This is a genomic window from Sphingomonas sp. P4_G3 (assembly GCF_056401105.1).
Genome location: NZ_JBFUJZ010000003.1, coordinates 31,175 through 57,262 on the forward strand (window position 1 = coordinate 31,175; position 26,088 = coordinate 57,262).

13 protein-coding genes are annotated in these 26,088 nt (G+C 65.7%); 3 read left to right on the forward strand and 10 right to left on the reverse strand.

From position 1 onward, the window contains the following. Positions 1 to 90 precede the first annotated feature (90 nt). The 6 genes from AC1DQQ_RS08315 to AC1DQQ_RS08340 all read right to left on the reverse strand — a co-directional run bounded on the left by AC1DQQ_RS08315 (position 91) and on the right by AC1DQQ_RS08340 (position 16,118). Positions 91 to 2,931 carry a glycosyl hydrolase 115 family protein gene (locus AC1DQQ_RS08315; protein WP_478045270.1) on the reverse strand — a complete coding sequence of 947 codons (2,841 nt, stop codon included), beginning with the start codon at positions 2,929 to 2,931 and terminating at the stop codon, positions 91 to 93. A gap of 121 nt (positions 2,932 to 3,052) precedes the next feature. Beyond that, positions 3,053 to 6,064 carry a TonB-dependent receptor domain-containing protein gene (locus tag AC1DQQ_RS08320; protein ID WP_478044832.1) on the reverse strand — a complete coding sequence of 1,004 codons (3,012 nt, stop codon included), beginning with the start codon at positions 6,062 to 6,064 and terminating at the stop codon, positions 3,053 to 3,055. A 573-nt stretch (positions 6,065 to 6,637) separates the two neighbouring features. Then, positions 6,638 to 8,560: an alpha-L-fucosidase gene (locus tag AC1DQQ_RS08325; RefSeq protein ID WP_478044833.1), complete on the reverse strand. Its 1,923-nt coding sequence runs from the start codon at positions 8,558 to 8,560 to the stop codon at positions 6,638 to 6,640. A gap of 81 nt (positions 8,561 to 8,641) precedes the next feature. After that, on the reverse strand, positions 8,642 to 11,206 hold the full coding sequence (locus tag AC1DQQ_RS08330) for a glycoside hydrolase family 3 C-terminal domain-containing protein (RefSeq protein WP_478044834.1): 2,565 nt from the start codon (positions 11,204 to 11,206) through the stop codon (positions 8,642 to 8,644). Further along, positions 11,203 to 13,794, reverse strand: coding sequence for a beta-mannosidase (locus AC1DQQ_RS08335; RefSeq protein ID WP_478044835.1), 2,592 nt, complete (start codon positions 13,792 to 13,794; stop codon positions 11,203 to 11,205). Before AC1DQQ_RS08335 ends, AC1DQQ_RS08330 begins: the two co-directional genes overlap by 4 nt. Then, entirely contained in the window at positions 13,791 to 16,118 is a 2,328-nt protein-coding gene (locus AC1DQQ_RS08340; protein ID WP_478044836.1) for a beta-N-acetylhexosaminidase, read from the reverse strand. Before AC1DQQ_RS08340 ends, AC1DQQ_RS08335 begins: the two co-directional genes overlap by 4 nt. Before the next feature lie 250 nt (positions 16,119 to 16,368). Here AC1DQQ_RS08340 and AC1DQQ_RS08345 point away from each other — a divergent pair, with 250 nt between their 5' ends. Together AC1DQQ_RS08345 and galA are read left to right on the forward strand one after the other, a co-directional pair. Beyond that, on the forward strand, positions 16,369 to 17,106 hold the full coding sequence (locus AC1DQQ_RS08345; protein ID WP_478032891.1) for a GntR family transcriptional regulator: 738 nt from the start codon (positions 16,369 to 16,371) through the stop codon (positions 17,104 to 17,106). A 37-nt stretch (positions 17,107 to 17,143) separates the two neighbouring features. Beyond that, positions 17,144 to 20,053, forward strand: a complete 2,910-nt coding sequence (galA, locus tag AC1DQQ_RS08350) for a beta-galactosidase GalA (RefSeq protein ID WP_478044837.1) — start codon at positions 17,144 to 17,146, stop codon at positions 20,051 to 20,053. Between the two features lie 18 nt (positions 20,054 to 20,071). Here galA and AC1DQQ_RS08355 read toward each other — a convergent pair whose 3' ends face one another. Then, a complete protein-coding gene (locus AC1DQQ_RS08355; protein ID WP_478030485.1) occupies positions 20,072 to 21,076 on the reverse strand; it encodes an amidohydrolase family protein in 1,005 nt (334 codons plus the stop codon). A gap of 173 nt (positions 21,077 to 21,249) precedes the next feature. Between AC1DQQ_RS08355 and AC1DQQ_RS08360 the strand changes: the two genes are divergently transcribed. Beyond that, positions 21,250 to 21,615, forward strand: coding sequence for a hypothetical protein (locus tag AC1DQQ_RS08360; RefSeq protein ID WP_478044838.1), 366 nt, complete (start codon positions 21,250 to 21,252; stop codon positions 21,613 to 21,615). Positions 21,616 to 21,736: 121 nt separating this feature from the next. Here AC1DQQ_RS08360 and phbB read toward each other — a convergent pair whose 3' ends face one another. The 3 genes from phbB to AC1DQQ_RS08375 form a co-directional block, all read right to left on the reverse strand. Further along, positions 21,737 to 22,459: an acetoacetyl-CoA reductase gene (gene phbB / locus AC1DQQ_RS08365; protein WP_478039603.1), complete on the reverse strand. Its 723-nt coding sequence runs from the start codon at positions 22,457 to 22,459 to the stop codon at positions 21,737 to 21,739. Positions 22,460 to 22,506: 47 nt separating this feature from the next. Beyond that, on the reverse strand, positions 22,507 to 23,511 hold the full coding sequence (gene hemH, locus AC1DQQ_RS08370) for a ferrochelatase (protein WP_478030486.1): 1,005 nt from the start codon (positions 23,509 to 23,511) through the stop codon (positions 22,507 to 22,509). Positions 23,512 to 23,698: 187 nt separating this feature from the next. After that, a complete protein-coding gene (locus tag AC1DQQ_RS08375; protein WP_478030487.1) occupies positions 23,699 to 25,942 on the reverse strand; it encodes a xanthine dehydrogenase family protein molybdopterin-binding subunit in 2,244 nt (747 codons plus the stop codon). Positions 25,943 to 26,088: the final 146 nt, after the last annotated feature.

Below are 26,088 nucleotides of genomic sequence, written 5' to 3' on the forward strand. Positions count from 1 at the left end.
CCTCCCGAAATGTTGGCGCACTTGCATCGCGAAGACGACGAGCGCGGATCGGGCGCGCCGTCGAGCGCGGCCGCACGCCATCGACAGCATCTACCTTAGCGGCGGCGCGCCGTAAAAGTCGGGAGCGCGGTCGAGCCGCACATCGATTCGGTCGAGGATAAACCCGGGATCCATCGCGAAGACTCTGAGCCGATGTTTACCTTTTGCAAGCTGACTGATCCCGACGGTTCGAACGGCAGTGTTTGTGAGAACGTTCTGCTTCCATTCGTCGCTGCGGCCGGAAGTTTTGTAATCGAGCAGTTGGACCGGCCGGTCATCGAGTTGCACCGCAAGTCGCAGGTTATCCTCGGAGGTGAGTGGGTGAACCGGAACGGTGACGATCTTCAATTGGGCATCGGACGTGCCGTCGATCTCAAAGCTGTAGGTCAACGGCGGCGCTGCACTCACGTCGTTACGTGACGGCAGGTCGAGCTTGGACCGCAGAGCTCCGTCACGTGAGCCGAGGCCGGGCACCTTCTCCCAGTCCGGACTGTCGGCGATCGCGGCGGTGAGCGACACAATGTGGTCGATTTCGACCGGCGCGTCCGAGGCTGTAGTTGCGACTTGCGTCACATCGACCCGAAGTGGCTTGCCGCCGCAGGTGATGGTGCCGCCGTCGATGGCGCCGCTGCCATCATACCTGACTCGCACCCGCTGCTCGAACCCGTTGGCGGCATCGAGCCGACCTTCGCTAGCCGAGAGCGCGAGGCCTTTCTGGCCGCTCGCCAACCAGTCGGCGGCGCTACCGCGGGTATAGACCGTCAGCACATGCATGGCCGGACGGCCGGTGACGAAGGTCAACTCCGACGCATCAACCACGCAGCCCGGCCGATCGGGGGTTGTCACGTGCGGATAGAGCGGCTCCTCGAATACCGGCAGATTGCGCGGCGCCATGTTCATGATCCCGCGCCACTTGCCGTGATTGAGCCCGTTGTAGGTCGCGGTATCGGCGACGATTTGGTCATGAGCATCTTTTGCGCGATCCGAATAGATGTTGACGCTGGCGCGGCCTTCGCGCGCGTAGAGCGCGGCGAGGTCGAGCAGCAGGTTGCGCTCGTTGAGGCTTGCCGCCGCACGCACAGGGTAGAGCACGAGTTCGAAAAAAGCGTCTCGGCGATCGGCGGGAAGGCGGTTCGCCACCGCCGCGGCGCGGGCGCTGATCTCCCGATACCGGTCGATGCGGTTATGCGCTTCGCCGCCGCCGGTGCGGATGTAGTCGCTTGTCCGGTTGGGCGTTATCGGCTCGACCTGGCCGAACCCCATGAACTCGGGTCGCCGCTCGAACGCTAGGTCGTAATATTCCGTCAGGACCGCCGCAATCTCGCTGGCTTCCGCCTCGCCAAACTGCCTCGCCGCCCAGCCGGTGAGGTAGGCCTGCGGAGTCTGCGCGGCCAATTTGTGATCGAAGGCGAGAGCGAGGAAATATTGAAGCAGAATCTCGCCCGGCTTGATGTCGCCGACATTGACGACCCACAACCTTCGGTCGTCCATGCGCCAGGCCCGGTCGAGCTGCTCGCGGATCAGCGCGGGATGCGTGGTCCCGAGCCACAGATAATCGTGCGGCCGCCCCCAATAGGAAATGTGATAATAGAGGCCGGAACCACCGCCGCGCCGGCGCTCCGCTGCGTTCGAGAGCTGGCTGATGTAGCCGTAATTGTCGTCCGGCCAGACCAGCGTCACATCGTCGGGCACTTTTAAGCCCGTGTTGTAGATGTCGAGCACTTCCTTGTACGGAATGAATATCTGCGGCACCGCGTCCGCCGGCCGGCCCAAGACGCTCGAGAGCAGTCCGCGCTGGATCGCTATCGCCTGGCCGGTCGCGACGAGCGCGTCCTCCGGCGTCTTCGCGCCCTCCAGTGCCGAGTCACTCCTGCCGCGCAGGCCGATGGTGTAGACATTCTCGAAGTCCTTCACCTGTTCCACGCGCTGACGCCAGTAACCGACCATCGCCGCGCGGTTGGTGAAGAAGTTGAACGGCCCGTTCTTGTCGTCCCATTCGCGCACGTTGTTGCGAAGCATCGGCTCGTCGTGCGCGCTGCCGTCGACGATCGCATAATCGTGCGCGGCCTCGGCATTGCCCGGGATTTGGTAGAATGGCTTGGTCGACGGATGCATCGCGGGCCAGATGGTGTTGGCCTTCAATCGCCACAGCAGTTCGAAAATCCGCGCGTAGGTCTTGGGGCCTATATTGCCCGTTTCGGGCTCATAGGTGTTGGCGGCCCAGGGCTCGAGCCCCCAGTCCTCGTCGTTGAGGAAGATACCGCGATATTTGACCGAAGGCGGATCCGAAAGCCGGCGATCGCCGTCGACCGTGAGCCGCCCGACCCGGCGCGGCGTGACGTCTGCCCACCACTCCCAGGCCGAAACACCGAGCTCCTGGGTCAGGTCGACAATGCCCCAGATCGTGCCGCGCGTATCCGACCCGGCAATCAGGAGATAACGCGTCCCAGGGTCGCGCTTCGAGCGCACCAGAATACGCTCATACCGCTCCCATTGCCCCCTCAGCGGGCTAAGATCGACGCCAGCCTCGCTGGCAATTCCGCGCACCAGATCGGAATCATAGCGGCCGAGAACAATGCAGAGCTGGTGACATGCGGAAATATCGGAGGACACGACGGGCGTCTGCCCGGTGAGTGCCGTAAGATCATGCGTCAGCATATTTCCGGCCAACGTCATCGTACGATCATTATCGCGGATGATCGTCGGTACGTTGCGGCCGTCGTAAAGAACCGTCTCTCTAGCGAGTGCGCTCAAAGGATGGATGGCGGCGGCCACGGCAAGAACAGCCCACGCGCCGATCACTTGTCGTCTCATTCCAGTTCCTCGTCTCGGGCCATATCGCGCCGATCTGTTCTGAGGGCAGCACGCTTTTTTTGAAGCTGATGCCTTCATCGACAAGGAACCACCAGCGAATGCGGCTTCCGGGCCACGCTTGCACCACACCGAAATGACAAAAAAAGAGCCCGCCTCGAAGAGGCGGGCTCAGTGGAATCCTCCAGGGGTGGAGGGAAGGTCAGAAGTTGAGAGTGACTCCGACGGCGACCTGGCGGCCGAGCGAGTCGTAGCGCGCCGACAGCGTGTTGCTGCGCGACAGGCCGTAATTGTAGGAATTCGGCAGAATCGGCGGGGTCCGGTCGAACAGGTTGTTCGCCGAGATACGGAACGAATACGCCTTGTTGACCCGGAAGCTGAGCGCCAGATCGATATAGTCGTACGCCGGGATCCGATAGAAGGTCGTGCGCACACCCTCCGGCGTCCAGCCGAGCGCCGGATCGCCCGAGTTCGTCACGTTGGTGAGCGGTCCCAAATGGCGCCAGTTCACCGAAGCGCTGAAGAACTTGTCGTTGGTCGTATAGGTCGCCCGCAGTTCATGCGACCATTTGGGGATCAGCTGGCCGCAGCCGCCGCCATAATAACCGGCGCAGTTATATTTCGGCAGGATCGGCGAATCCTGACCGCCGGCCAGCGTGGTCAACGAGCCGGTAAAGTCGAAGTCCAGCCGCCCCGCACCGCCCAGCGACAGCGCATATTGGCCCTGGAAATCCCAGCCGTGCGACTTGCTCTTGTAATAGTTGGTCGTACCGCCACGCAGGAAGCCGGTCGCCGGATTGGTCGACGGGGTGCTGTAGAGCGTGCCGTCGGCGTTGCGCACGAACATCTTGCAGAAGAAGTCGCTGCCGGTAGCAAGGCAGCCGTTCGAGAAATAGTCATAGTCGTTGTAGCCGATCGAGTCGTTGAGATTGATCACGAAGCGATCGACCGACACGGTCAGGCCCGGCAGGAAGCGCGGCTTCAGCACAACGCCGAGGGTCTTGGTATAAGCCGTTTCCGGATTCACCGTGAAGCCGCCGCGCCGCACGGTGCAGCCGACATCGGTCGGGCACAGCAAGGTCGGGCTGCCGTACAGATTGGCGGGCAGGCCGGTGGCGGCGCAGACCGCTTGCGACGCCTGGGGAGCGCCATAGATCGGAATCTGCTGACCGGTATTGGGATCCGTCGTGGTCCCGATCGGGGTCGGCCCGCAAATGTCGTTATAAGCGGTCGTGATGCGGTCGTAGCTGATGTTGCTGCCCTGGAACGCCTCGACCACGGTCGGCGCGCGTTGCGCGCGGTTGATCGACCCGCGGAAGGTGATGTCCGGGATCGGCGCCCACAAGGCTTCCGCCTTCCAGGTCGAGAAAGTATCTGGATTGCTGCTATATTTCGACAGGCGGAACGCGCCGTTCACCTGCAAGAGATCGGCGAACGGCTTGTGCTGCGCGATCGGGGCCTGGAGCTCGACCATCCCTTCCCAGACATGCTGGGAGAGATTCTGGTCGCTACCGCCCATATTGGCGCGCCACAGCGCGTCGGCGGTGCTCTCCAGCTCGTCCTTACGATATTCGGCGCTGAACGCGATGGCCACGCCTTGCTCGGCCCAAGGAGCCTTGATGCCATAGGTACCCAGGTCGCCCTGCACCGTCGCGACGACGTTGTAGAGGCGGTTCACCGTGCTCTGGGTGCCGTAGCTGCCATTCACCAGATAGTTGAACACGCCGATATTGTTGACCGGCGAGAGCGAGCTGAACGGATCGAGCGGGAGACACCCGTCCGCCGTTCCCGACGCGCAGGTCGGCACGCCATTGACGTTGACGACGTTGAGCGCGTTGTTGACCCGGTCGATCGACGGGAAGGACCAGCTATAGTCCTGCTGGTTGCGCGCATAGACACCGCCGACATCGTAGCTCCACCCCTGGGCGATCTGGCCACGGATACCGCCGGTGAGGCGCAGCCCCTCGTTCATGTAGCGGTCGTCGAGATCCGGCACACCGGCAAAGCGGTAGCGAAGCTCGACCGGTACCATCGCGCTGGTTCCGGCCTGCGCGCCGCAGATCACCTGCGACTGCGAGGCGGAGAGGTAGGGGTTGTTGCAATTGACCTGATAGGGCGTCGAGCCGAAGGCGGTGTAGCTGTAGACCCGCGCCGGGAAGCCGTTGACCGACTTGTCGCGGAACCACATCGCGCTGGTATAGATTTCCGCGGCGTCGGAGATCTTGAACGAGGCGAAGCCGCCCGCATTCCAGCGTTCGTTGGCGCGCTGGAAGGAATAATCGGAATAGGGGTTGGCGGCCACGGCAGTCGAATACGGAATGAACGTACGCGTGCCGTTCGGATTGTTCACATAGGCGTTGCCGGCGTTGGGCCCGCTCAGCGGCGACACATAGCCGTTATAGGTGTAGGTCGAGGTCGAGCAGGTCAGCGGGCCGTCCTTGACGGCCTCGACCAGCTGGCAGCCCGAAGTCTCGCGCGCGTCATAGGGAACGAGGTTGGCCTTGCGGTAATTGACATAGCCCGAGATGTGGAAGCGATCGTTGAACAGCTTGGTGCCTGCGGTCAGCGACAAATCGGCGCGACCGCCGTCGTTGGTGAAACCGCGGGCCGGTTGGGCGAACCCGTATTGGCTCGCAACCTGCGAGATCAGGCCAGGCTTGTTCTGATGCGCGTATAAATTGTAATTCGCGTTGAGCTGGATGCCCGTGAAGTCGTCCTTCATGATGAAATTGACGACGCCGGCAACCGCGTCCGAGCCATAGACCGCCGAGGCGCCGCCGGTCAGGACGTCGACGCGCTCGATCAGCGCGGTCGGGATCATGTTGAGGTCGACGCCGTTCATCGTCCCGGCGCGCTTGCCGTCGATCAGCGTGAGCGTGCGCTCGAAGCCCAGGTTGCGCAGCTTGACGCGCTGGCGGCCGTCCGAATCCTGATAATTCTGCTGGCTGTCCGGCGCGATCTGCGGAAGGCGGTTGAGCACTTCCTCGATATTGACCGCGGCCTGGGCGCGAATCGCATCGGAGGTGACCGACGTGACCGGCGCAGCGGCACTGGTATTGGGACGCGTGATACGGCTGCCGGTGACGATGATGTCGACATTGTTGGTCGGCGCGGTTTCGGGGGCCGGCGGATTGGCCGCCTCCTGTGCCATCGCAGGCACGGCGAACAGGCCGGCGGCGCAAGTGGTGCTCAATAACAGCTTGTGCAAACGCATGACTAAATCCCTCTTGTTTTTCGATCCCTGACAATCACTTCGTTCCACCGGGCCCTTTGGGCTCTCGGCGGCTTGGACTTACGAGCCCCCTGCTTGGCTGTTCATTGCAAAGGCTAGGCCGGGCCGCAGCGCAGCGGCGCTCGCCCGGCGGTCGAACTTCAAGGCCACGCCATTGGCGGCGGAATCGAGATTCAAGGTCGCGACGATGACGGCTGGCCGCGCCGGCGCCGGCTGCGCGACAGCCGCTGAGGCTCCGGCAAGTCCGAAGTCAAATGCGCCGCGGCGAGACATCCCCATCGCTATCAATCCCAGATCCTTCGCGACCTGCCAGAGGCTCAAAACGCCCCAATCGTCCCCGGAAACTCTTTCCGTGTGCAACAGAATTTCTCATATATAAAAATTCAATTCAATACCAAAAATTACTTTGGTTTATCATTTTCGCACCATTTGCATACCAACTCGCCGCTTCCGGTCGCATGGAAACGCGGCCGCGCCGCGCGCAGGGCCGTCAGTCCGGCAATTATTCAAAGGGTTGGAAGCCGGTGATGGCGTCGACTTGGGAAGCGTTCGGCGCTATGGGCGCGCGACAAATCCGCCTATGCCCGCGATCGCGAGCTTCGCTGCCGGCACAGCCGCTTCAGCAAAGGTCAACCGCAGATAGCGAGTGCGGCGCCTTCTTGCGAAGGCGATTCGCTGTGTGGACAGCGCATAAGCGATATTGGCGAATTCGCCCGCCGCCGCTGGTTCCCAATTGGTATTATCCAGGCTCGTTTCGGCGATATAGCCTTTGGGTGGCGCTGCGTCGGTCATCACCTGACGCGAGGGAGTGAGGCTGAATCCAGCGAGGTTGGTATCCGCACCCAGATCGATCGTCACCTGCGCGGGCGCATCAGGCGTCGGGCGCGCCTGCACCCAGATCGTCGCTGCATCATTGTCGAGCAATCTCTCCGCACCAGGCGCGCTGGCGGACACGACCTTCCATTTGGTCACGTCGAGCACATTGGGGTCGCTCGAGACGATCGCCGGCACCGGCACCGGCGCGACCGCACGGAACAACGCGAACTCGCTGATCGCCGGACAGACCGGCGCATCCAGCACGCGCAGCCGCACGCGGCGCGGCGCGATCGGCGCGTCGAGCCGGATCACGCGCTGTGCCGAGATGCAGTCATGCTCCGCCATCGTGCGCCAGGCGCCATCGATCTCCGCATCGACCGCGAAGCGCGTCACCCGCACGCCGAGCGGCAGATACTCACGCAGGCGAATCACATCGAAGCGCGTCCCCGGCTTGAGATCGAGCGTCAGCGTCGGACCGACCACGCCGTCGGGGCTTGCCCAATAGGTCTCGCGATCGCCGTCGAGCACGCGCGCCGGCTCGAAGCCGGGGCCACGGCTGTGGCTGGCATGCGCGACCGCATCCCGCGCCAGATCGCGGGCAAAGGTGGCGCGGATCGCGTCGCCAAACGACTTGAGGATCCGCACGTCCTGGTCGGGAATCCGCCCACGGCGATCGGGCGGGATGTTGAGGTTCAGATTGGTCCCACGCCCCACCGATTCGTCGTGGAGCCGGATCAGCCGTTCGGGGCTTTTGACCTTGGAATCCTCGTCGGCATGATAGAACCAGCCCGGGCGGATCGACACGTCGGTTTCCGCGGGCCACCAGATTGCGCCACCGCGGACCCCCGCATTGCCGTTCTTCTGGTCATAGGGCTCGTTGGGCATGGTCGGCCAGCAGGGGTCGCCGGCAACGCCGTCCTCATTGCCGACCCAACGGATGTCGGCACCCAGCGGGTCGAAGGTGCAGGCATCGGGCTGGAGCTTGTGGACCAAGGCGACGATCGACGGCCAATCGTAATAGCGCGGCGCATCGATCTTCCGCGCCTCGCGCGCGCCGCCATAATAACCGTCGCCGCCATTGGCGCCGTCGAACCACACTTCGAACAATGCGCCGTAGCGGGTGCATAATTCGGTCAGCTGGGCGCGATAATAATCGACATAAGCGGGGCGGCCATAATCGGCGTGGTTGCGGTCCCAGGGCGAGAGATAGACACCGAACGGCAGTTTCGCACGGCGGCAGGCGTCCGCCATCTCGCGCACGATGTCGCCCTGGCCGGCCTTGTACGGGCTGTTGCGGATGCAATGCTCGGTCAGCCTGGTCGGCCACAGGCAGAAGCCGTCATGATGCTTGGCGGTGAGGATCAGCCCCGTGAGCCCACCCGTTTTGGCGGCGGCAACGATCTGGTCGGCATCGAAGTCGCTGGGGTTGAAGATCTTGGGGTCCTCGTCGCCATAACCCCATTCCTTGTCGGTGAAGGTGTTGATCGAGAAATGGACGAAGGCATATTGCTCGCGGCCATGCCAGCGCCACTGCCGCGGGCTGGGCACCGCGCCGAACGGCTTGGGCGCAGCCGAACGCGCGGCTGCCATTGCCGGAAGTGCGGGCACGGCGCCGGCCGCCAGACCAGTGGCGATCAGGCTGCGCCGGGAAAGCTCGGTCATGCGGATTCTCTCAGCGGGAGTATAACGATGGCGGCCGGTCGGCGAGCGCGGGAAGGCTGATGGCGAAGGTGCGATGGTCGATCATTTCGGCAATGCCTGTGCTTCCCCGCCGAGCGTGAAATCGACCCATTGGCCAGGCGCCATGCCTGGCTGGCCGCCGCCCACCCAGAGGCGATAGGGGCCCGGCAGGACGCGACGCGTGCCGTCGCGCGCAACCGTGCTGATGCTGCGCGAATCGAGCGTGAAGCGCAGCGTCTGGGTCTTGCCGGGAGCCAGCGGCACGCGGCGGAAAGCGACCAGCTGGCGCTGCAGCACGGGCGCTGTGAACGTCGTGCCTTTTTCGGCCGGCGGCACGAGATAGGCCTGCACGACTTCCTCACCTGCCCGCGCGCCGCTGTTGCGCACGGTGACGCGCACATCGACCGGCGCGGCGGTGCCGATCGCCTTCGCCATCACCCCGGCATAGCCGAAGCGGGTGTAGCTCAAGCCATAGCCGAACCCCCAGAGCGGCGTACCGGTGAAGAAGCGATAAGTGCGCTCCTTCATCCCGTAATCGACGAAGGCGGGCAGGTCCGAAGTCGACCGGTAGAAAGTCACGGGCAGGCGTCCCGAGGGGTTGTTCAGCCCCGCCAGCGTCTCGGCCAGCGCCGTTCCGCCCGCTTCGCCCGGATACCATGATGCGAGGATCGCATCGGCCATGCCTGGATCCACCGAGACTGCGCTGCCGCTGGCCAGCACCAGCACCACCGGCTTGCCGGTATCGCGAAGCGCCTGGAGCAGCCGCTGCTGCGCCAGCGGCAAGGCGATGTCGGTCCGGTCGCCGCCGACAAAGCCGGGCACACTCACCGGCAGCGCCTCGCCTTCGAGATCGGGCGAGAGTCCGAGCACCGCCACCACCACGTCCGAATCGCGGGCGGCCGCCACCGCCTGGGCGAGCAAGGGCTCGGCCGGCGGGACCCATAGCAGCCTGATCCCCTCATCCTCGCCGTGATGGTCGAGTTCGAGCCGGAAATCGTGGTGGCGTCCGTCGCTGACGAATGGAAGCTCGACGCGCCCCTTGCCGAGCGGCCCCTGGTGGAGCGGCTTGCCGTCGATCCACAGCCGCACCGCGTCGTGCGTCTTGCAATCCTTCCAGCACGCCGGAATATCAATCGCCAGCGTGTAGCGGCCCGGGCCCGGCGGCACGAGCACCCCCGTCCAGCGCACCGCGAAGCCCCGAGGGTCGAGCCCGGCAAGCGGCGCGGCGCGCGTATAGTTGAAGTCGATCCGCCGATCCTGCCGCACCGCGACCGGTGTGCCGGCCACGGTCGCGCTCGCGAAATATTCAGCCTTCAGCCCGGGCTTGCCGTCTGTCGTGAACGCGGTCTCGGGTACCAGCACGGGCGCGCCATCGACCAGTGTCGAGCCTTGGGCATAACGCACATTGGTCGCGCCGAACTGGCGACGGATGCCCTCCAGCGGCGTGACGGGATCGACGGCAGTGCCATGGTAATTGGCTTCGAGGATGTTCAGATCGTCGGCATCGGCGCCGATCACGGCGACGCGACTGCCCGGCGCGAGCGGCAGCCGTCCGGCGTCGTTCTTGAGCAGCACGATCGCCTTGCGCGCCGCCTCCAGCGCCAGCGCGCGATGCGCCGGCGCGCCGACCGCGTCGGGAGCAATCCGGTTCCAGGGGCTGGCGGCGCCAAAGACGATGCCGAGCGCCTGCCGCGCCGAGAGCGCGCGGACGAGTGCGGTGTCGATCTCGGCCTCGCTCACCAGCCCGCGCTTCACCGCCTGCGGCAAGGCGGCATAGGCCGATCCGCAATTGAGATCGGTGCCGCCCTTGATCGCCGCGGCGGCGGCCGCCGCCGTGTCGAGCCGGTAATGGTGATACAGAGAGATGTTTGCGACGGCATCGCAGTCGGAAACGGTAAAGCCGGTAAAACCCCAATCGCGGCGCAGGCGGTCGATCATCAGTGACGGCAGCGCGCAGGCGGGAACGCCATGGATCGCGTTGTACGCGCACATCAGCGACCGCGCCTTGCCCTCCGTCACCGCCAGCCGGAAAGCGGGGAGATAGGTCGATTCCAGGTCCTGCGGACTGGGATCGACGTCGAAGCCGTCGCGCCCCGCCTCGGGGCCGCTATGCACCACGAAATGCTTGGGCGTGGCGATCACCTTGGGGTGGGCGGGGTCGGGACCCTGCAAGCCCTGGATGAAGGCTACGCCGAGATGCCCGGTCAGATACGGGTCCTCGCCATAGGTTTCCTGGCCGCGGCCCCAACGCGGATCGCGGAAGATATTGATATTGGGCGACCAGATCGTCAGCCCTTCATAGATCCGCCGATCGGCGCCGATCGGGCGCGCGTTGAACTTGGCGCGTGCCTCGGTCGCGACCACGTCGCCGACGCGCCGCATCAGGTCGGTGTCCCAGGTCGCGGCCAACCCGATCGCCTGGGGAAAGACGGTCGCGTCGCCGTCGCGCGCCAGCCCGTGCAGCCCCTCGTTCCACCAGTCATAGGCGGGAAGCCCGGCCTCGGCATCCGCGGGGGCCGTATTCTGGAGTTGTGCCGCCTTCTCCTCGACGGTCATCGTGTCGACCGCCTTGGCCACGGCGTCGGGATCGGGCCCGAACAAGGCGAGCAGGATCAGCGGAATGCTCATTGCGGTCCCAACGTGCGCAAAGTGAGGGCCTTGCTGAGCGCCGCAGCGGATGCGTCGGATACCACGTCGATTGTCACGCTCTCGCCGGCGAGCAGGTCGAACCCATCATCGCTCGGCTGCGCGGCGAGGTCGCCGAAGTCGAGCATCACCGCGCGAGCAAACGCGCCCGCCGTGATCGTCACGCGCTTGCCGTCCCAGCGCGCGGTGAGCCCGGGTGCCGGATAGGCCATATCCTTGGGCAGCGCGCGTTCGACGATCGTGCGCGAGACGCCGCGTCCGTCGACCAGCAACTCGGCGACGGCGAAGCTCGCTTTGGGATCGGCGCTCGCGAACAGATCGGCGTCGGCGATGCTCGCCGCTTCCTGCGCGCCCAACGGCGCGAGCGTCACTTGCGCGCTCATGGCGCCGAGCGGCTTGCCGGCCATGTCGAATGCGCGGACGCGCCATTCGGCCGCGATCGGCGAAGTCGCGTCGGAGACGAGCGCGATGCGTGTGGCGCCGTCCTTATGCTCGGCGACGATCGCCTGCGGCGCGAAGAAACGCCGCGCCGCATATTGGAGCAGTTTCCACTGCCCATTATAGTCGATGCTCGACCACGAGATTGCCGGCCAGGTGTCGTTGAGCTGCCAATAGAGCGAGCCCAGGGTCACCGGACGGCACGCGCGGTGGTGCCGCGCCGCCATCTCGATCGCCTGGGCCTGGTTGACCTGCGTGAGATAGACCAAATCGGCGAAGTCCCGGGGCTTGCGCAGCCTCTGGTCGAGATAGAGTTGGAGGCGACTATTGCCCTCGCCGGCCAGGAACTTCTGATGCGCCTTGAGCACCGGGCTGTCGATCGCGAGCGGACCCTTGCCCGCGAAGCCGCGGATCGTCGACAGGTTCGGCATCGCCTGGAAACCATATTCGGACATGAAGCGCGGACAGGAATCAAGATAGCGCTCGACCGGTTTGGAGCCCGACCACACGTCCCAGAAATGCCGGTCACCGTCCTTGCCGGTGTCGATCGGTCCTTCATAATCGGTCGAGGGCGAGCCCGGCCAATAGGGCGTGCCCGGTGCTCGGGTCAGCACGGCGTCGCGCAACACGCGGTCGAACAGCACCGCCATGCCCGTACCGATCCGCTCCTGTTCGTCGGCGCCGACGCGCTTCTTGAAGTCCTTGCGGTCGGACCAATTCTCCCAGCCCGCCAGGATCTCGTTGCCGCCCGACCAGCCGACCAAAGCGGGATGCGGCTGGAGCCGCTCGACCTGCTCCCCGGCCTCGACCCGCACATTGTCGCGGAACGCCGCATCGGGCGGCGTCACCGCTCCGCCGAACATGAAGTCCTGCCAGATCATCAGGCCCATCTCGTCGGCGAGCGTATAGAAAGCATCGTCCAGATAATAACCGCCGCCCCAGACCCGGATCATGTTCATATTGGCGTCGCGCGCGCTTTGCAGGATCTGGCGCATCTGCGCCTCGGGCACGCGCGCCGGGAAGCTGTCGAACGGGACAAGGTTCGCGCCCTTGGCGAAGATCGGCACGCCGTTGATCCGGAAACCGAAGCTGCCGTCCTTGCGGATCAGCTCGGCGGTGCGCAGCCCGATCCGCTGGGCCACGCGGTCGCTGGTCTCGCCGCCGGTATCGAGCAATGCCTCGACCGAATAGAGCGGCTGTGCGCCATAGCCGACAGGCCACCAGCGCTCAGGCTTCTCGATCGTGATCGGGGCGCTGACCCAATTCTCACCGGCTATCAGGCTGGCGGCGCGGCTGACCTCGATGGTCCTGCCGTCCGGTCCCGTCACCCGCGCCCGCACCGCCACGTTGGCCGGGCGATCGGCCATGATCCGCCAGCGCGCGACCAGCCGCGCCTCATTGTCGTTGACCGCTTCCTGGTCGACGCGGAAGCCGTCGATCCGCGCCTCGTCCCACGCCTCGAGCCGCACCGGCCGCCATAGGCCAATGGCGACCAGCCGCGGCGCCCAGTCCCAGCTGTACTGATATTTGGGCTTGCGGATGTAAGGCGAGGTCTGCTTGCCCTTGGGCTCGTCGCCGAACGCGGAATCATATTCGCCCGGCAGCGGATTGGGCGTGGCCAGCACCATCGGCTGGAGCGTCCGGATCGGCGAGGCGATGGCGACGATCAGCTCGTTGCGCCCCGGCTTCAGCACCGCTTTGGCATCGACCCGCCAGCGCCGATGCGCATTGTCGGTGGTCAGTAATTGCCTGCCGTTCACGGTCACCGTCGCGAATGTGTCGAGCCCGTCGAACACCAGATCGACATGCCCGCGCGCCAGCATCGCTGGCGTCACGTCGATCACCCGGCGAAACTGCCAGTTCGTCAGCCCTGCCCATTGGATCGGTGCCTCGTTGATCCCCTTGAAAGGATCCGGGACCCGACCGGCGGCGATCAGGTCCTGCTGGACGCTGCCCGGCACGTGCGCAGGAAACCATCGCGCCTCTTTAGGGTGCGCCTTCGCCGCTTGGTCGACAGGGTCGATCCGCACTTCCCACGCGCCGTCGAGCGATACCGTCTCGCGCGGTGCCGCCCAGGCGGATACGCTGACGAGGAGCGCCGGCAGCAACAGCGCGAGCCTACCCCACCTCATTTCGTCGTCTCCCGGAGTATCGCGCGTTCGACCGCATAATAGGGGCCGGACAGCGGCGCGGTGAACTGGAAGCAGAGATCCTCGTCACCCGCCATCGCCGGCAGAGCGCCCGAGACGCTGAACCGCGCGGGCGCCGCCGCCGGGTCGGGCAGCGGGAAGGTGGCGACCACGATCGGCGCGATTGCCTTGTCCTTGGCTGCGGCGATGCAGCGCGCGACGATCACCAATTCGCCATAAGTGGTGACATTATAATGGTCGCGCAGCGCTTTGGCCTCGTGCGCGAGTCCGTAATGCCGTGGCAGCCGGGTGACGTCGATCGTGAAGCTTTTCGCCAGATCGAGCGGTGCCGCCGGATAGGCACTGCACGTGTCGAACAAATTGACGTTGAACGTGGGCGCGTTGTCGGTTGCTTCCGAGGTCAGCGGAACGCGCAGGCCGAAGGCGCCGTGGGGACAGGCGACCAGCTCGGAACTCGTCCGCGTGAGCAGCGCCGTCCGGCCAGTGTCGAAGCTACGCGGCTGAGCGGTCGCTTGCCCGGCGGCGTCGAACGCCGCCGCGCGGATCGTCACGCCGGGCTTGAGCTCCAGTGGCGTCTTGTAGACGGGCGATGTCGCGCCGGGCGCCTTGCCGTCGAGCGTATAGCGGATCGTGCCGTAAGGCGCCTGGGTCGCGAGCGCGACACGCACCCGGTTCGTGCGCAATGCTGCGCCGCGCGTGCCCTCGAGCCGGAATCCCACCGCGAAGGCGCTGTCGGCCACCTCCACGCCCGAGCGCCGCCAGCGCTGGATCTGGGGATCGAGGCGCGCGAGGAAATCGGGGAAATCGCGCTTCCCCTTCGCCGACCAGGTGATCTCGGCGAGCGCCGCGGCGCGCGGGAAGATCACATGCTGCACCTGATAGGGCGTGACGAGGAATTCGCTCCAGGCATTGGCCTGCGCACCGAGCACATGTTTCGCCTTGTCGGCGTCGATCCCCGCGGGCATCGGCTCATATTTATAGACGTCGGCGAGCGTCTGGATCGACAGCCGCCCCGGCGGTTCGTCGGCGCGATCGCTCTGCAGGCTGTCGAAATACAAGGTCGGCGCGGGGCTCAGCACCACGTCGTGATTCTGGTTGGCGGCGTCGACCGCGCCCTTCTCGCCGCGCCACGACATCACCGAGGCCGATGGCGGCAGCCCACCCTCGAGGATCTCGTCCCAGCCGATCAGGCGCCGACCTTTGGTGGCCAGGTAATTGCCGAACTCGTCGATCAGCCAGCTCTGCAGCTGATCCTCGTCCTTCAGCCCGAGTGCCTTGATTTGGGCCTGGACTTGTGGGGACCGCTGCCACTGATCCTTGATCGCCTCGTCGCCGCCGAGATGGATATAGGTACCGGGGAACACCGCGATCAGCTCGTCGAGCACCTGCTTGACGAAGGCGACGCCCTCGGGACCGGGGTTGAGCAGATAGGGATTGACCCCCCAGTCGTGGGAGACGCCGGGCCGGTCGCCGAACACGCCGAACTCGGGATAGGCCGCGACCAGTGCCTGGGCATGGCCGGGCAGGTCGATTTCGGGGACGATGGTGATGCCCCGATCGGCGGCATAGGCGACCAGCGCCTTCAATTGTTCCTGGGTGTAGAAGCCGCCCACCTTGGCGCCAGGCGAACCACCGGCCGAAGGGGGCGTGCGCCACGCGCCCAGCTCGGTGAGCTTGGGATAGCGTTTCACTTCGAAGCGCCAGCCCTGGTCGTCGGTCAGATGCAGGTGCAGCGTGTTGAGCTTCACCGACGCCATCTGGTCGACCACTACATAGATCGCCTCGATCGGCTGATAGTGGCGAGCAACGTCGAGCATCAGCCCGCGCCAGCCGAAGCGGGGCGCATCTTCGACCGTCACCGCCGGCACCTTGACCGGCGCGCCGAAGCGGCGATCGGGGCTCAACAGCTGGGCGACGGTCATCGCGCCGTAGAGCAATCCGCGGTCACCCGAGGCGCTGATGCGGATGCCCCGCGCGTCGACCACCAGCCGATAGGCTTCGTCGCCGCGGATCGAAGCGTCGCGCGCAAGCGTGATCATGCCTGCGCCTTCCCGCGGATTCAGTAGCAGTCCGCGCTCGATCCTCACATGCGCCGCCAGCACGCGCGCCGCGGCCTTGGCGCCACTGTCGTCCGGTGCGGTACCGATCGTCGCACCGTTCGACACAGTGAAGCTACCCGTGCCGCGCACCACGGACTGGGGAAGAGGTGTCAACGGGAGCGGATCGGATGCCTGTGCGAAAGCCGCGGAACTGCAGAACGCCATCGCCCAAGTCAGATTCCGCAGCCGCATCCCGGCAATCCGCATCTTCATCCTCCGCCGGCCGGCGCGGCCGCCGAACGTGTAACCAATATAGATCCTATGGCACAATAGGAGACTGTTACCGCTCCCACTTTTTTGCTCCTGCCCCTACGCCAACCTCTACTCAGGAGCGGTTTCATCGGTAGATACCAATATAAATCCACTACCATCCCATTGCCCGACCGGGCCGGTTGCGATAGCGTTACCTCATGCGAGGCAGCGATGGCGACAAGATGCCTCCCGGGGGGAGGAGTTGATGGCGTTTTCGGATCAGATAGGACGTTTGCGCGAGGACAATCCGTCCCCGCTTTACCTCCAGCTCGAACAGCTCATTCGCGACGCGATCGGCGCCGACATCCTCGTCGCCGGCAACGCGATCCCTCCCGAGCGCGATCTCGCCACCGAATATAACGTGTCGCGCATCACCGTGCGCAAGGCGATCGGCCGGCTCGTCGAGGAGGGGCTGCTCACCCGCCGGCGCGGCGCCGGCACCTTCGTTGCCGGGCGTGTCGAAAAGAGTTTCTCCAAGCTCTCCTCCTTCACCGAGGACATGGCGGCGCGTGGCCGCCGGGCGAGCAGCAGCTGGATTTCGCGCGCACCCGGCCAGGTGAACCCGGAAGAAGCGATGATGCTGGGGCTGTCGCCAGGCGCGCCGGTGCTCCGCTTCGCGCGCATCCGCTATGCCGATGACGAACCGATGGCGCTCGAATTCTCGACCATCGCGGGCTATTGCCTCGCCTCGGTCGATGCGGTCGAGGACTCGCTCTATGGCGCGCTCGAAAAAGTCGGCAATCGGCCGGTGCGCGCGCTGCAGCGACTCAGGGCTGTACCTTTTGGCGGCGAGCATGCCCGCATGCTCGGTGTCGATCCCGGCCATGCCGGCCTGCTGATCGAGCGCCGCGCCTTTCTGCGCGATGGCCGCCCGGCCGAAGTCACCCGCTCTTATTATCGCGGCGACGCCTATGATTTCGTCGCCGAATTGAGCGACGTCTAGCGCCCCGCATTCCCCGCATCGTGTTGGAGTATCAGCAATGGATCGTCGCCAACTTCTCCTCGGAGGTGCCGGTGTCGGCGCGCTGCTTGCGGTGCCCGGACAGGCGGCGATTGCCACGCACGGGAGCGGCGATGGCGACGGCTTTCCGATGCCGGAGCCCCAGCGGCGCCTCCTGCCGCGGCTCCCCGAGCCCGATCCCTCACGCACGCGCCTCGAATTGGGCTGGCGTTTCCATCAAGGCGACGTCCCGACGCCGGAGCCGCAGGGGCACGATGACACCTATATGAGCGTCAAGGCCGGCAATGCGCGCGGCGCGGCGGCGATGGCCTATGACGATTCGGACTGGGCGGAAGTGCGGCTGCCGCACGACTGGGCGGCGGCGCAACCCTTCGTCCGCACCGCGAACGTCTCGCAAGGGTATCGCCCGCGCGGCATTGGCTGGTACCGGCGCGCGCTGCGGCTCGACCCGGCCGATCGCGGCAAGACGATCGAGCTCCATTTCGACGGCATCGCCACCAACGCGACGATCTGGGTCAATGGCAGCCTCGCTGCGCATAATTGGTCGGGCTATAACAGCATCTATGTCGATCTGACGCCGTTCGCGCGCTTCGGCGACGAGACCAACATGATCGTCGTTCGCGCCGATGCCGATGTCAAAGAGGGCTGGTGGTATGAGGGCGCCGGCCTCTACCGCCATGTCTGGCTGGTTCGCCGCGCCCCCGTCGCCATCGTCAGCGACGGTGTCCATTGCGATCCGCGCCAGGGGCCCGACGGACACTGGCGCGTCCCCGTCACCGCGACGCTCGCCAACATCGATCGCGCCGCTGCGAACGTGACGGTCGAGGCGGCCCTGCTCGATCCCGACGGCCGCGAGATCGCGACGGAACGGGCCGACGTGGCCGTCCCCGTGCTGGGACGAGCCGATGCCGCGCTGACTCTCGATGCCGGCACCCCCGCGCGCTGGTCGGTCGAGACGCCGACGCTCCATACGGTGCGGACCCGCGTGCTGCGCGGTGGCGAGATCGTCGACGAGCGCCGCGTCGCGATCGGCTTCCGCACGATACGCTTCGATGCCGACAAGGGGCTGTTCGTCAACGACCGACCGGTCAAGCTCAAGGGAGTCTGCCTCCATCAGGACCATGCCGGGGTCGGCGTCGCGATGCCCGATGCGCTGCTCGCCTGGCGGTTGGAGCGGCTCAAGGCGATGGGTTGCAACGCGATCCGCATGTCGCACAACGCGCCCACTGCCGAGCTGCTCGACTGGTGCGACCGGATGGGTTTCCTCGTCATGGACGAGAATCGCAACTTCAATCCGGCGCCCGACTATCTCGCCCAGCTCGAATGGCTCGTCCGGCGCGACCGCAACCACCCCAGCGTGATTCTCTGGTCGGTGTTCAACGAAGAGCCGATGCAGGGCACCGAGGCCGGGGTGGAGATGGTGCGCCGTATGTCGGCCGCTGTCCGCCGGCTCGACGACAGCCGGCCGATCACCGCGGCGATGAACGGCTCGTTCTACACTCCTTCCAACGTGTCGTCCGTCGTCGACGTGATGGGGTTCAACTATTACCAGGGCGATTACGACAAGTTTCACCGGCTGAACCCGACCAAGCCGATGACGAGCTCGGAGGACACCAGCGCCTTCGAGACGCGCGGCGCCTTCGCCACCGATCCCGCCGGGCATGTCATCACGTCCTACGACACCGATGCCGCAAGCTGGGGCGGCACGCATCGCGCATCGTGGAAGAACATCGCCGAGCGCCCCTTCGTCGCGGGCGGCTTCGTCTGGACCGGGTTCGACTATCATGGCGAGCCGACGCCGCACGAATGGCCGACCATCTCCAGCTTCTTCGGCATTCTCGACCTGTGCGGCTTTCCCAAGACCGCGTTCGACATCCACAGCGCGCACTGGATCGACGACCGGCCAGTGGTGGCGATCGCGCCGCATTGGACCTGGCCCGGTCGCGAGGGTCAGCCGATCAAGGTCTTCGTCACCAGCAACGCCGAGACCGTGGCGCTAATGCTCAACGGCCGCGACCTTGGCGTGCAGCGGGTCGACCGCGTCATGGGGAACGAATGGACCGTTCCCTATGCTCCCGGCCGGATCGAGGCGCGGGCAATGCGCGGCGGCAAGGTGGTGGCGGCCGCGGTGCACGAGACCGCGGGCCCGCCGGCGGCGCTGCGGCTTACCCCCGCGCGCATGGTCATGGCCGGCGACGACGGGGACGCCCAGCCGATCACCATCGACGCGATCGATGCGCGCGGCCGTCACGTCCCGACCGCCAATCTGGCGACGCGCTTCACGGTCGAGGGTGCGACTTTATTGGGTGTCGGCAATGGCGATCCCAACAGTCACGAGCCCGAGCAGTTTGCGGGGCCAGCAGGCGAACGGTCGCTGTTCAATGGCCTGGCCCAGGTGATCGTCCGCGCCGATGCGGGCCGGGGACGCATCACCGTCCGCGCCACAGCGTCCGGGCTGAAACCCGCCGTGCTGAAGCTCGATCGCGCCGATATCGCCCCGCGCCCGCAGGTCGCGGTCGTTCCGGCCGTGTTGAAGCTACGCGATTGGCGCCGTTCGCCGACCTTCACCCAACGCCCCGATCCCGGTTTCGCCCCCGCCGATGGCGACAACAACAGCTGGGACTTCATCCATAGCGGCGACCCCACGCCCGGAGAGGCGCAGCCCGGGTGGCGCCTCTATCGAGCGCGCATCCTGCCCTGGAAGCGCATCGCGGCCGAGGGAGGCGTGATCGCGTTCGACGCGGTTGGCGGCAGGGCCGAACTCTGGATCGACGGCACCCGAACAGCCATCAAGGACGGCACCGATACCGCTCCCCTGCGCGCACCGATCGCGCCCGGCGCCGGACCGCGCATCGTCGCGCTGCTCGTCTATGCACCGGCTGGCCAGCCCTCCGGCATCCTGGGCCCGGTGGCGGTCACCGCGCGCTAGAAGCCTGACACGCCAACATTAGCCATTCGGTGTGCGGGTTGCATCAGCATCGGAGAGGGTCACGGGAGCCGCGGGTGCCAGCTTATAAAAGGCCGCCGCATTATTGTAGAAAATGTCGCTCTTCTGCTCCTCGGTCAGGAACGTCGCGGCCTCGACATGTTCAACCGCGAGCCCGATCCCATCGGGCCAGTACATGTGGTCGGACCCGAACATCACCCGTTTGCCGAAGCCGGCATCGACCAGCCGACGCAGATAGTCGTGAAAGGCCGGCCGCGGCAGCAGCCATGACAGCGCGCCTGTGTCGATATTGACGTTGTCGTAGAGCATCATCATCGCCTCGGCTTCTTCGATATAGGGCCAGCCACTGTGCATCAGGTTGACGCGCAGTTTCGGGTGCTTGTTGAGCGCGCCCTCCACCGTTTCGGGATGCCCGAACGCCGCTCGCGCCGTGCGGCAGCACGGGTCGAACGTGGTGCCCGCGGGCATCGTGCCGAGATGGATCGCCACGGGGGCGTCGAATTCCTCGGCGAGGGCCAGATAGGGGTCGTATTTGGGATCGCTGATCGACAGGCCGGCATATTGCGCGGTGATCTCGCCCAAGACCTTCAGCTTGCCCGTGGCGAAGGCGCTGCGCAGCGTTTCGAGCGGCGGCAGCGGCGTGTCGTCCGAGCCGCGGATGCCGGCGCCGGCGACAATGCGTGCGGGATCGCGATCATGCCAATCATAGGCTGCCTGCAAGCGGTCGCCATCGCCGCCGCTGACCACGCCCTTGACGATATTGTACCGCCGCATCTGCTCGAGACAGGCGGTGAGATGGTCTGCGCCGGTGATGATCGAGCTCTTCACGCCGGTGATCGGATTCACGATCGGCACGGGCAGCTTCATCGTGGCCGGATAGGCATGCATGTGGACGTCGATGATTGGCTTGCGAGCAGCATTGGCGGCAGGCAGCACTCCGGGAAGCGCGAGCGCCGCCACCGTGCCGCCGCCATATTTCAGGAAGTCCCTGCGCGCGATCTGCATATCATCACTCCGAACTGAAACGCGCCTTCGCGCCGTCCGGATCGGTTACCAAGCGCACGGCCACCGCGACATGACCCCGCAGGTCATGCCGCGGCACAGAGCGTTGGCTCCCTCTAGGGGAATGCGCCGATGGCTTTGCCGGCGGCTGAGGTGAAGTGCCAGCTTCCAGCTCGGTGGTAGAAATCGATCTTTCTGCGTATCGTAACGCCATGTCTGACAAACTCGAGGACTTGGCGACGGCCATCGAAGATGTGCTCAAGCTTCTGCTAAGCCACAGCGATAGCGCAACCGCGCCGAGGTTACCTGCTCTTGTCGATCGTTTGCGCCGCGGCGATCAATCGGCAATTATCTCCGCGCTGTCGGAAGCGACAGGCGGAATGGGGTCACTGAACGACAGGTACCTCTGTCCTGAGAATGGTGACCGGATCGCACCTTCTGAGGTTCAAGTAGTCAATGAGCGTCTCGCCAAATTGGTCGGAAGCGTAGAGGATAAAGCGCGTTCCGCAGCGACTGAATACGGGGTCATGACAGCTCGTTAGCGACCGCTCCACCTAAGGGGCCGCCATCGTCGGACGGGTTCGGCTTTGCCGACCCGCCGGCCGTGCCGGGCGCTGCCGCCGAAGGCGGCATCGGGCCGGACGTAGCCGGCCCCTGCGCCCGTCAGTACATATGCTGCCCGCCGTTGATGCTCAGCGTCGAGCCGGTAACGAACCCACCATCTTCGGAACACAGGAACGCCACGCCGCGCGCGATCTCCTGCGCCTGACCCAAGCGCCCGACCGGGATCTTGGCCACGATCTTCTCGAGCACGTCGGCCGGCACCGCCGCCACCATGTCGGTATCGATATAGCCCGGCGCGATCGCGTTGACCGTCACGCCGGCCCGCGCACCTTCCTGCGCCAGCGCCTTGGTGAAGCCGTGAATACCCGATTTCGCCGCGGCATAATTAACCTGGCCATATTGCCCGGCCTGGCCGTTGATCGAGCCGATATTGACGATCCGACCCCATTTGCGCTCGCGCATGCCCGGGAAAGTCGCCTTGGCCATATTGAAGCAACCGCCCAGATTGGTGTCCATGACCTCTTTCCACATCTGGTAGGTCATTTTGAGGATCGTGCCGTCGCGAGTGATGCCGGCATTGTTGACCACCACATCGACCGGGCCGAGTTCTTCCTCGACCTGCTTCACGCCATCCTGGCACGCATCATAGTCGCCGACGTCCCATTTGAACGCCTTGATCCCGGTGCGGTCGGAAAATTCGCGAGCGCGCTCGTCATTGCCGGCATAATTCGCCGCCACGGTCATCCCCATGTCCTTCAGCGCCAGGCTGATCGCCTCGCCGATCCCGCGCGTTCCGCCGGTTACGATCGCTACGCGTGCCATTTTTCTCTCCTATTGGCCCTGATTCGGGCGGTGTCGTCGGGTCGAGGCTATTGAGCGCTGATCCAACCGGCAAGTTCCCGCGACAGGATTTCGCGAAGCATCTTTATGCCAATCTCGCCATCGTTGAGACATGGAAGATAGGCGAATTGCGTGCCGCCCGCGGCGAGATAAGTGTCGCGACCCCGAATCGCGAGCTCCTCCAGCGTTTCCAGGCAATCGGCCGAGAATCCGGGCGCGATGATCGCAACCCTTTTGATTCCCTTCCCCGGCAGCGCGGTGAGCGTGGTATCGGTCGCAGGCTCGAGCCATTTGGCCCGACCGAAGCGCGACTGAAAGCTGACGATCAACTCGCGCCCCAGCGCTTCGCCGAGCAGGCGTGCGGTCTTCTGGCAATGGCAATGATAGGGGTCGCCAAGCTCGAGCGTGCGCGCCGGCATGCCGTGGAAACTCGCCATCAATGCCTCAGGCTCGAAATCGAGCGCAGCGAGCGAGGCGCGCACCGACTGCGCCAGCGCGTCTATATAGGCGGGATCATCGTGATAAGGCGGCAAGGTGCGGATCGCCGGCTGCCAGCGCATCGCGGCCAATGCCTCGAACGCCTTGTCGTTGGCGGTCGCGGTCGTCGCGGCGCAATATTGCGGGTAGAGGGGCGCGATCAGGATGCGATCGCATCCGGCCGCCTTCATCGCCTCCAATTGGTCGCCGATCGCCGGGGTGCCGTAGCGCATCGCCCAGTCGACGGTGACGCCGGGCCACGCATCTTTCAGCGCTTCCGCCTGCGCACGGGTGACGGCGGCAAGCGGCGATCCCGCGTCGGTCCAGACCTGTTGATAGGCATGCGCCGACTTCTTCGGGCGGGTGTTGAGGACGATACCGCGCAGAATCGGTTGCCAGGCCAGCGGGGGAATCTCCACCACCCGGCGATCGGACAGGAATTCGGCGAGGTAGCGCTTCACCGCTTTCGGACTGGCCTCGTCAGGCGTGCCGAGATTGACCAGCAGGATGCCGACGCGGGGGGGCGAGATCGGGGGATGATTGGGGGGAATCGTCATGTCAAAACCCCACCGTCATGCCGGGCTTGTCCCGGCACCCAACGTGCAACAACGGCTGAATTCCGTAGAGGAGGGTTGGTGTTCGAGCGAGATCGTGTCCCCCGGACACGATCTTGGCTTGCCGGGGGCAAGCCAAAGCTCGAACACGGGACAAGCCCGGGGTGACGATTGAGAGGATCGTCCAAAACTACGCTTCCCCAACCTTGAGCGGCAGGCTGCGAATCCTGAACCCCGTCGCCGATTGCAGCGCATTGGCGATGGCCGGGGCGACCGGCGGCACCGCCAGTTCCGACACGCCACCGGGATCGGCTTCGCTGGCGATCAGCTCGACGGTGATGTCGGGCATATCCGCCAGCACCGGCAGATCGAGATCGCCGAACCCCCGCACGGTGGCAAGGCCGTCCTTGAACCGGGTCGAGGCTCCGAGCGCCTGGGCGATGCCGAATACCAACCCGCCTTCGATATTCTGGCGGACGATGTCGGGATTGATCTGCCGCCCGCAATCGATCGCGGCGACGATGCGGTCGATCCCGATCGACTGGTCCTCCTCGATATGCGCTTCGGCGAACACCGCGATATGGCTGCCGCGAAAACTGTGGCAGGCGATCCCCTGCCCGCTCCCCGCCACACCGCCTTCCCAGCCGCCGAGCGCGGCCACCGTCGTCAGGCAGCGCGCCAGCCGGGCATTACCGCCCAGCATCGCGACGCGGAATGACAGCGGCTCGGTATTGGCGGCGTGGGCCAGTTCGTCGATGAAACATTCGGTGAAGAAGCAGGTGTAGCTGTGCGCGCCCGACCGCCAATGGCCCGTCGGGATACCGACGTCAGCAGGATGATGATCGAGCGCCCAATTGGGGATCTGGTAGAAGGGCGTGCCGCCAGCGACCGCATAGGCATCGCCATTGGCGGGCAGCGCCAGCGCGGCCTGCGCCGCCTTGTCGCTCGCCAGTAGCCGCGCGGCGAGTTCGTGCCCGGTCGACGGCGCGGCGATCTTCGCGAGCAGCCCGACCAGCCGTCCGTTCTGGTCGACCCGCCCGGTCATCCGTGCCGCGGCGGGCGCGCGGAAGCGGTCATGCACGCAATCCTCGGCACGCGACCAGGTCAATTGCACCGGCCGATCGACTGCGCGGGCGATCGCCGCGGCTTGCACCCCGGCGTCCGATTCGAGTCCGATCCCGAACCCGCCACCGATCGGCATCGGATGGACGATCACCGCATCCTCGCCGACGCCCATCGCCGCCGCGACCGCCGATCGCGCAAGCCCGGGGGCGAGCGTCGGCATCCACAATTCAACCGACCCATCGCTCCAGGCGGCAGTCGCCGTGCGCGATTCGATCGCGGCGTGGAGTGCCGGCGCGGCGCGATATTCCGCGCTCACCACTTGCACGCCACGAAAGGCGGCGCCGACATCGCCGGCGGCGCCGATCCGGACGCCGTCGCCGTTCAGCGCCGCGTCGAGCGCGCTGCGGATCGAATAATCGCTTGCCCCACCGACCGGCGCGGCAAATCGCGGGGCGAGTGCGCCGAGCGCCCGGTTGGCGGCCCACCAATTGTCGGCGACGGCAGCGACCCAATGCTCGCCCTCGACCACCTTCAGCACACCGCGCACGCGGTCCGCCGCGCCCTTGTCGGCGCTGACCAGCCGGCTGTCCGGCGTCGGCCCCTGGCGGATCGCGGCGAACACCATGCCGGGCAAGCGCATGTCGGCGGCGAAATTGACCGAGCCGTCGATCTTGGCCGGGCTGTCGAGCCGTTGCAGCGACTGGCCCGAAAGCCGGCCGTTTTCGCCGGCGCGCAACGGCAGCGGATCGGGCAGACTGCCGCCGACCGCCTCGGCCGCCAGTTCGCCGAACCGCAATTTGTCCTTGTCGTGAACGACGAAGCCCTGCGCGGTACCGGTTGCCTGCCAATCGGTATTCCACCGTTTCGCCGCCGCTTTCTGCAGCAGCACGCGCGCCGCGGCGCCCGCATCGCGCAGATCGCCTTCGAACTGGCGCACCGATGTCGAGCTGGCGGTCAGCATCAGCGCCGACCGCGTGACATGGCCTTCGCGTATATTCTGCGGCAATCGATCGAACACGCCGTCGAACAATTCCGATGCCGCCAGCGGGTTGGCGTAGAGCGGGTTGAGCGGCGCCGGCTCGACCGCGACGGTGCGCCAGTCGGCGCCAAGCTCATCGGCGACGATCTGCGGCAGGGTGGTCCAGCTCCCCTGGCCGTGCTCGGCTTGCGGCACCGCGACGGTGACATGCCCGTCTTCGCCGATCTTCAGCCAGGCATTGAAGATGTGCTCGCCTTTCGCGGCCGTCAGGTTCGGGCCGTAGCGCCGGGGCCAGACTGTCCAAGCGATCACCAGCCCGACTCCGACGCCGCCACCGATCAGCAACTGGCGACGCGTCAGGCTTTTTTTGGGCGGGATTTCGTCGGCCATTACCGCTGCTCTATCGCCCGGGTGAGCAAGGGGGAAGCCTGCGGGTTGGCGGTATTGAGCCCCTCCCCTTCAGGGGAGGGGTTGGGGTGGGGCAGTGCCGCAAGCTAATCGCCCCTGGATAGGCCCCACCCCCAACCCCTCCCCTG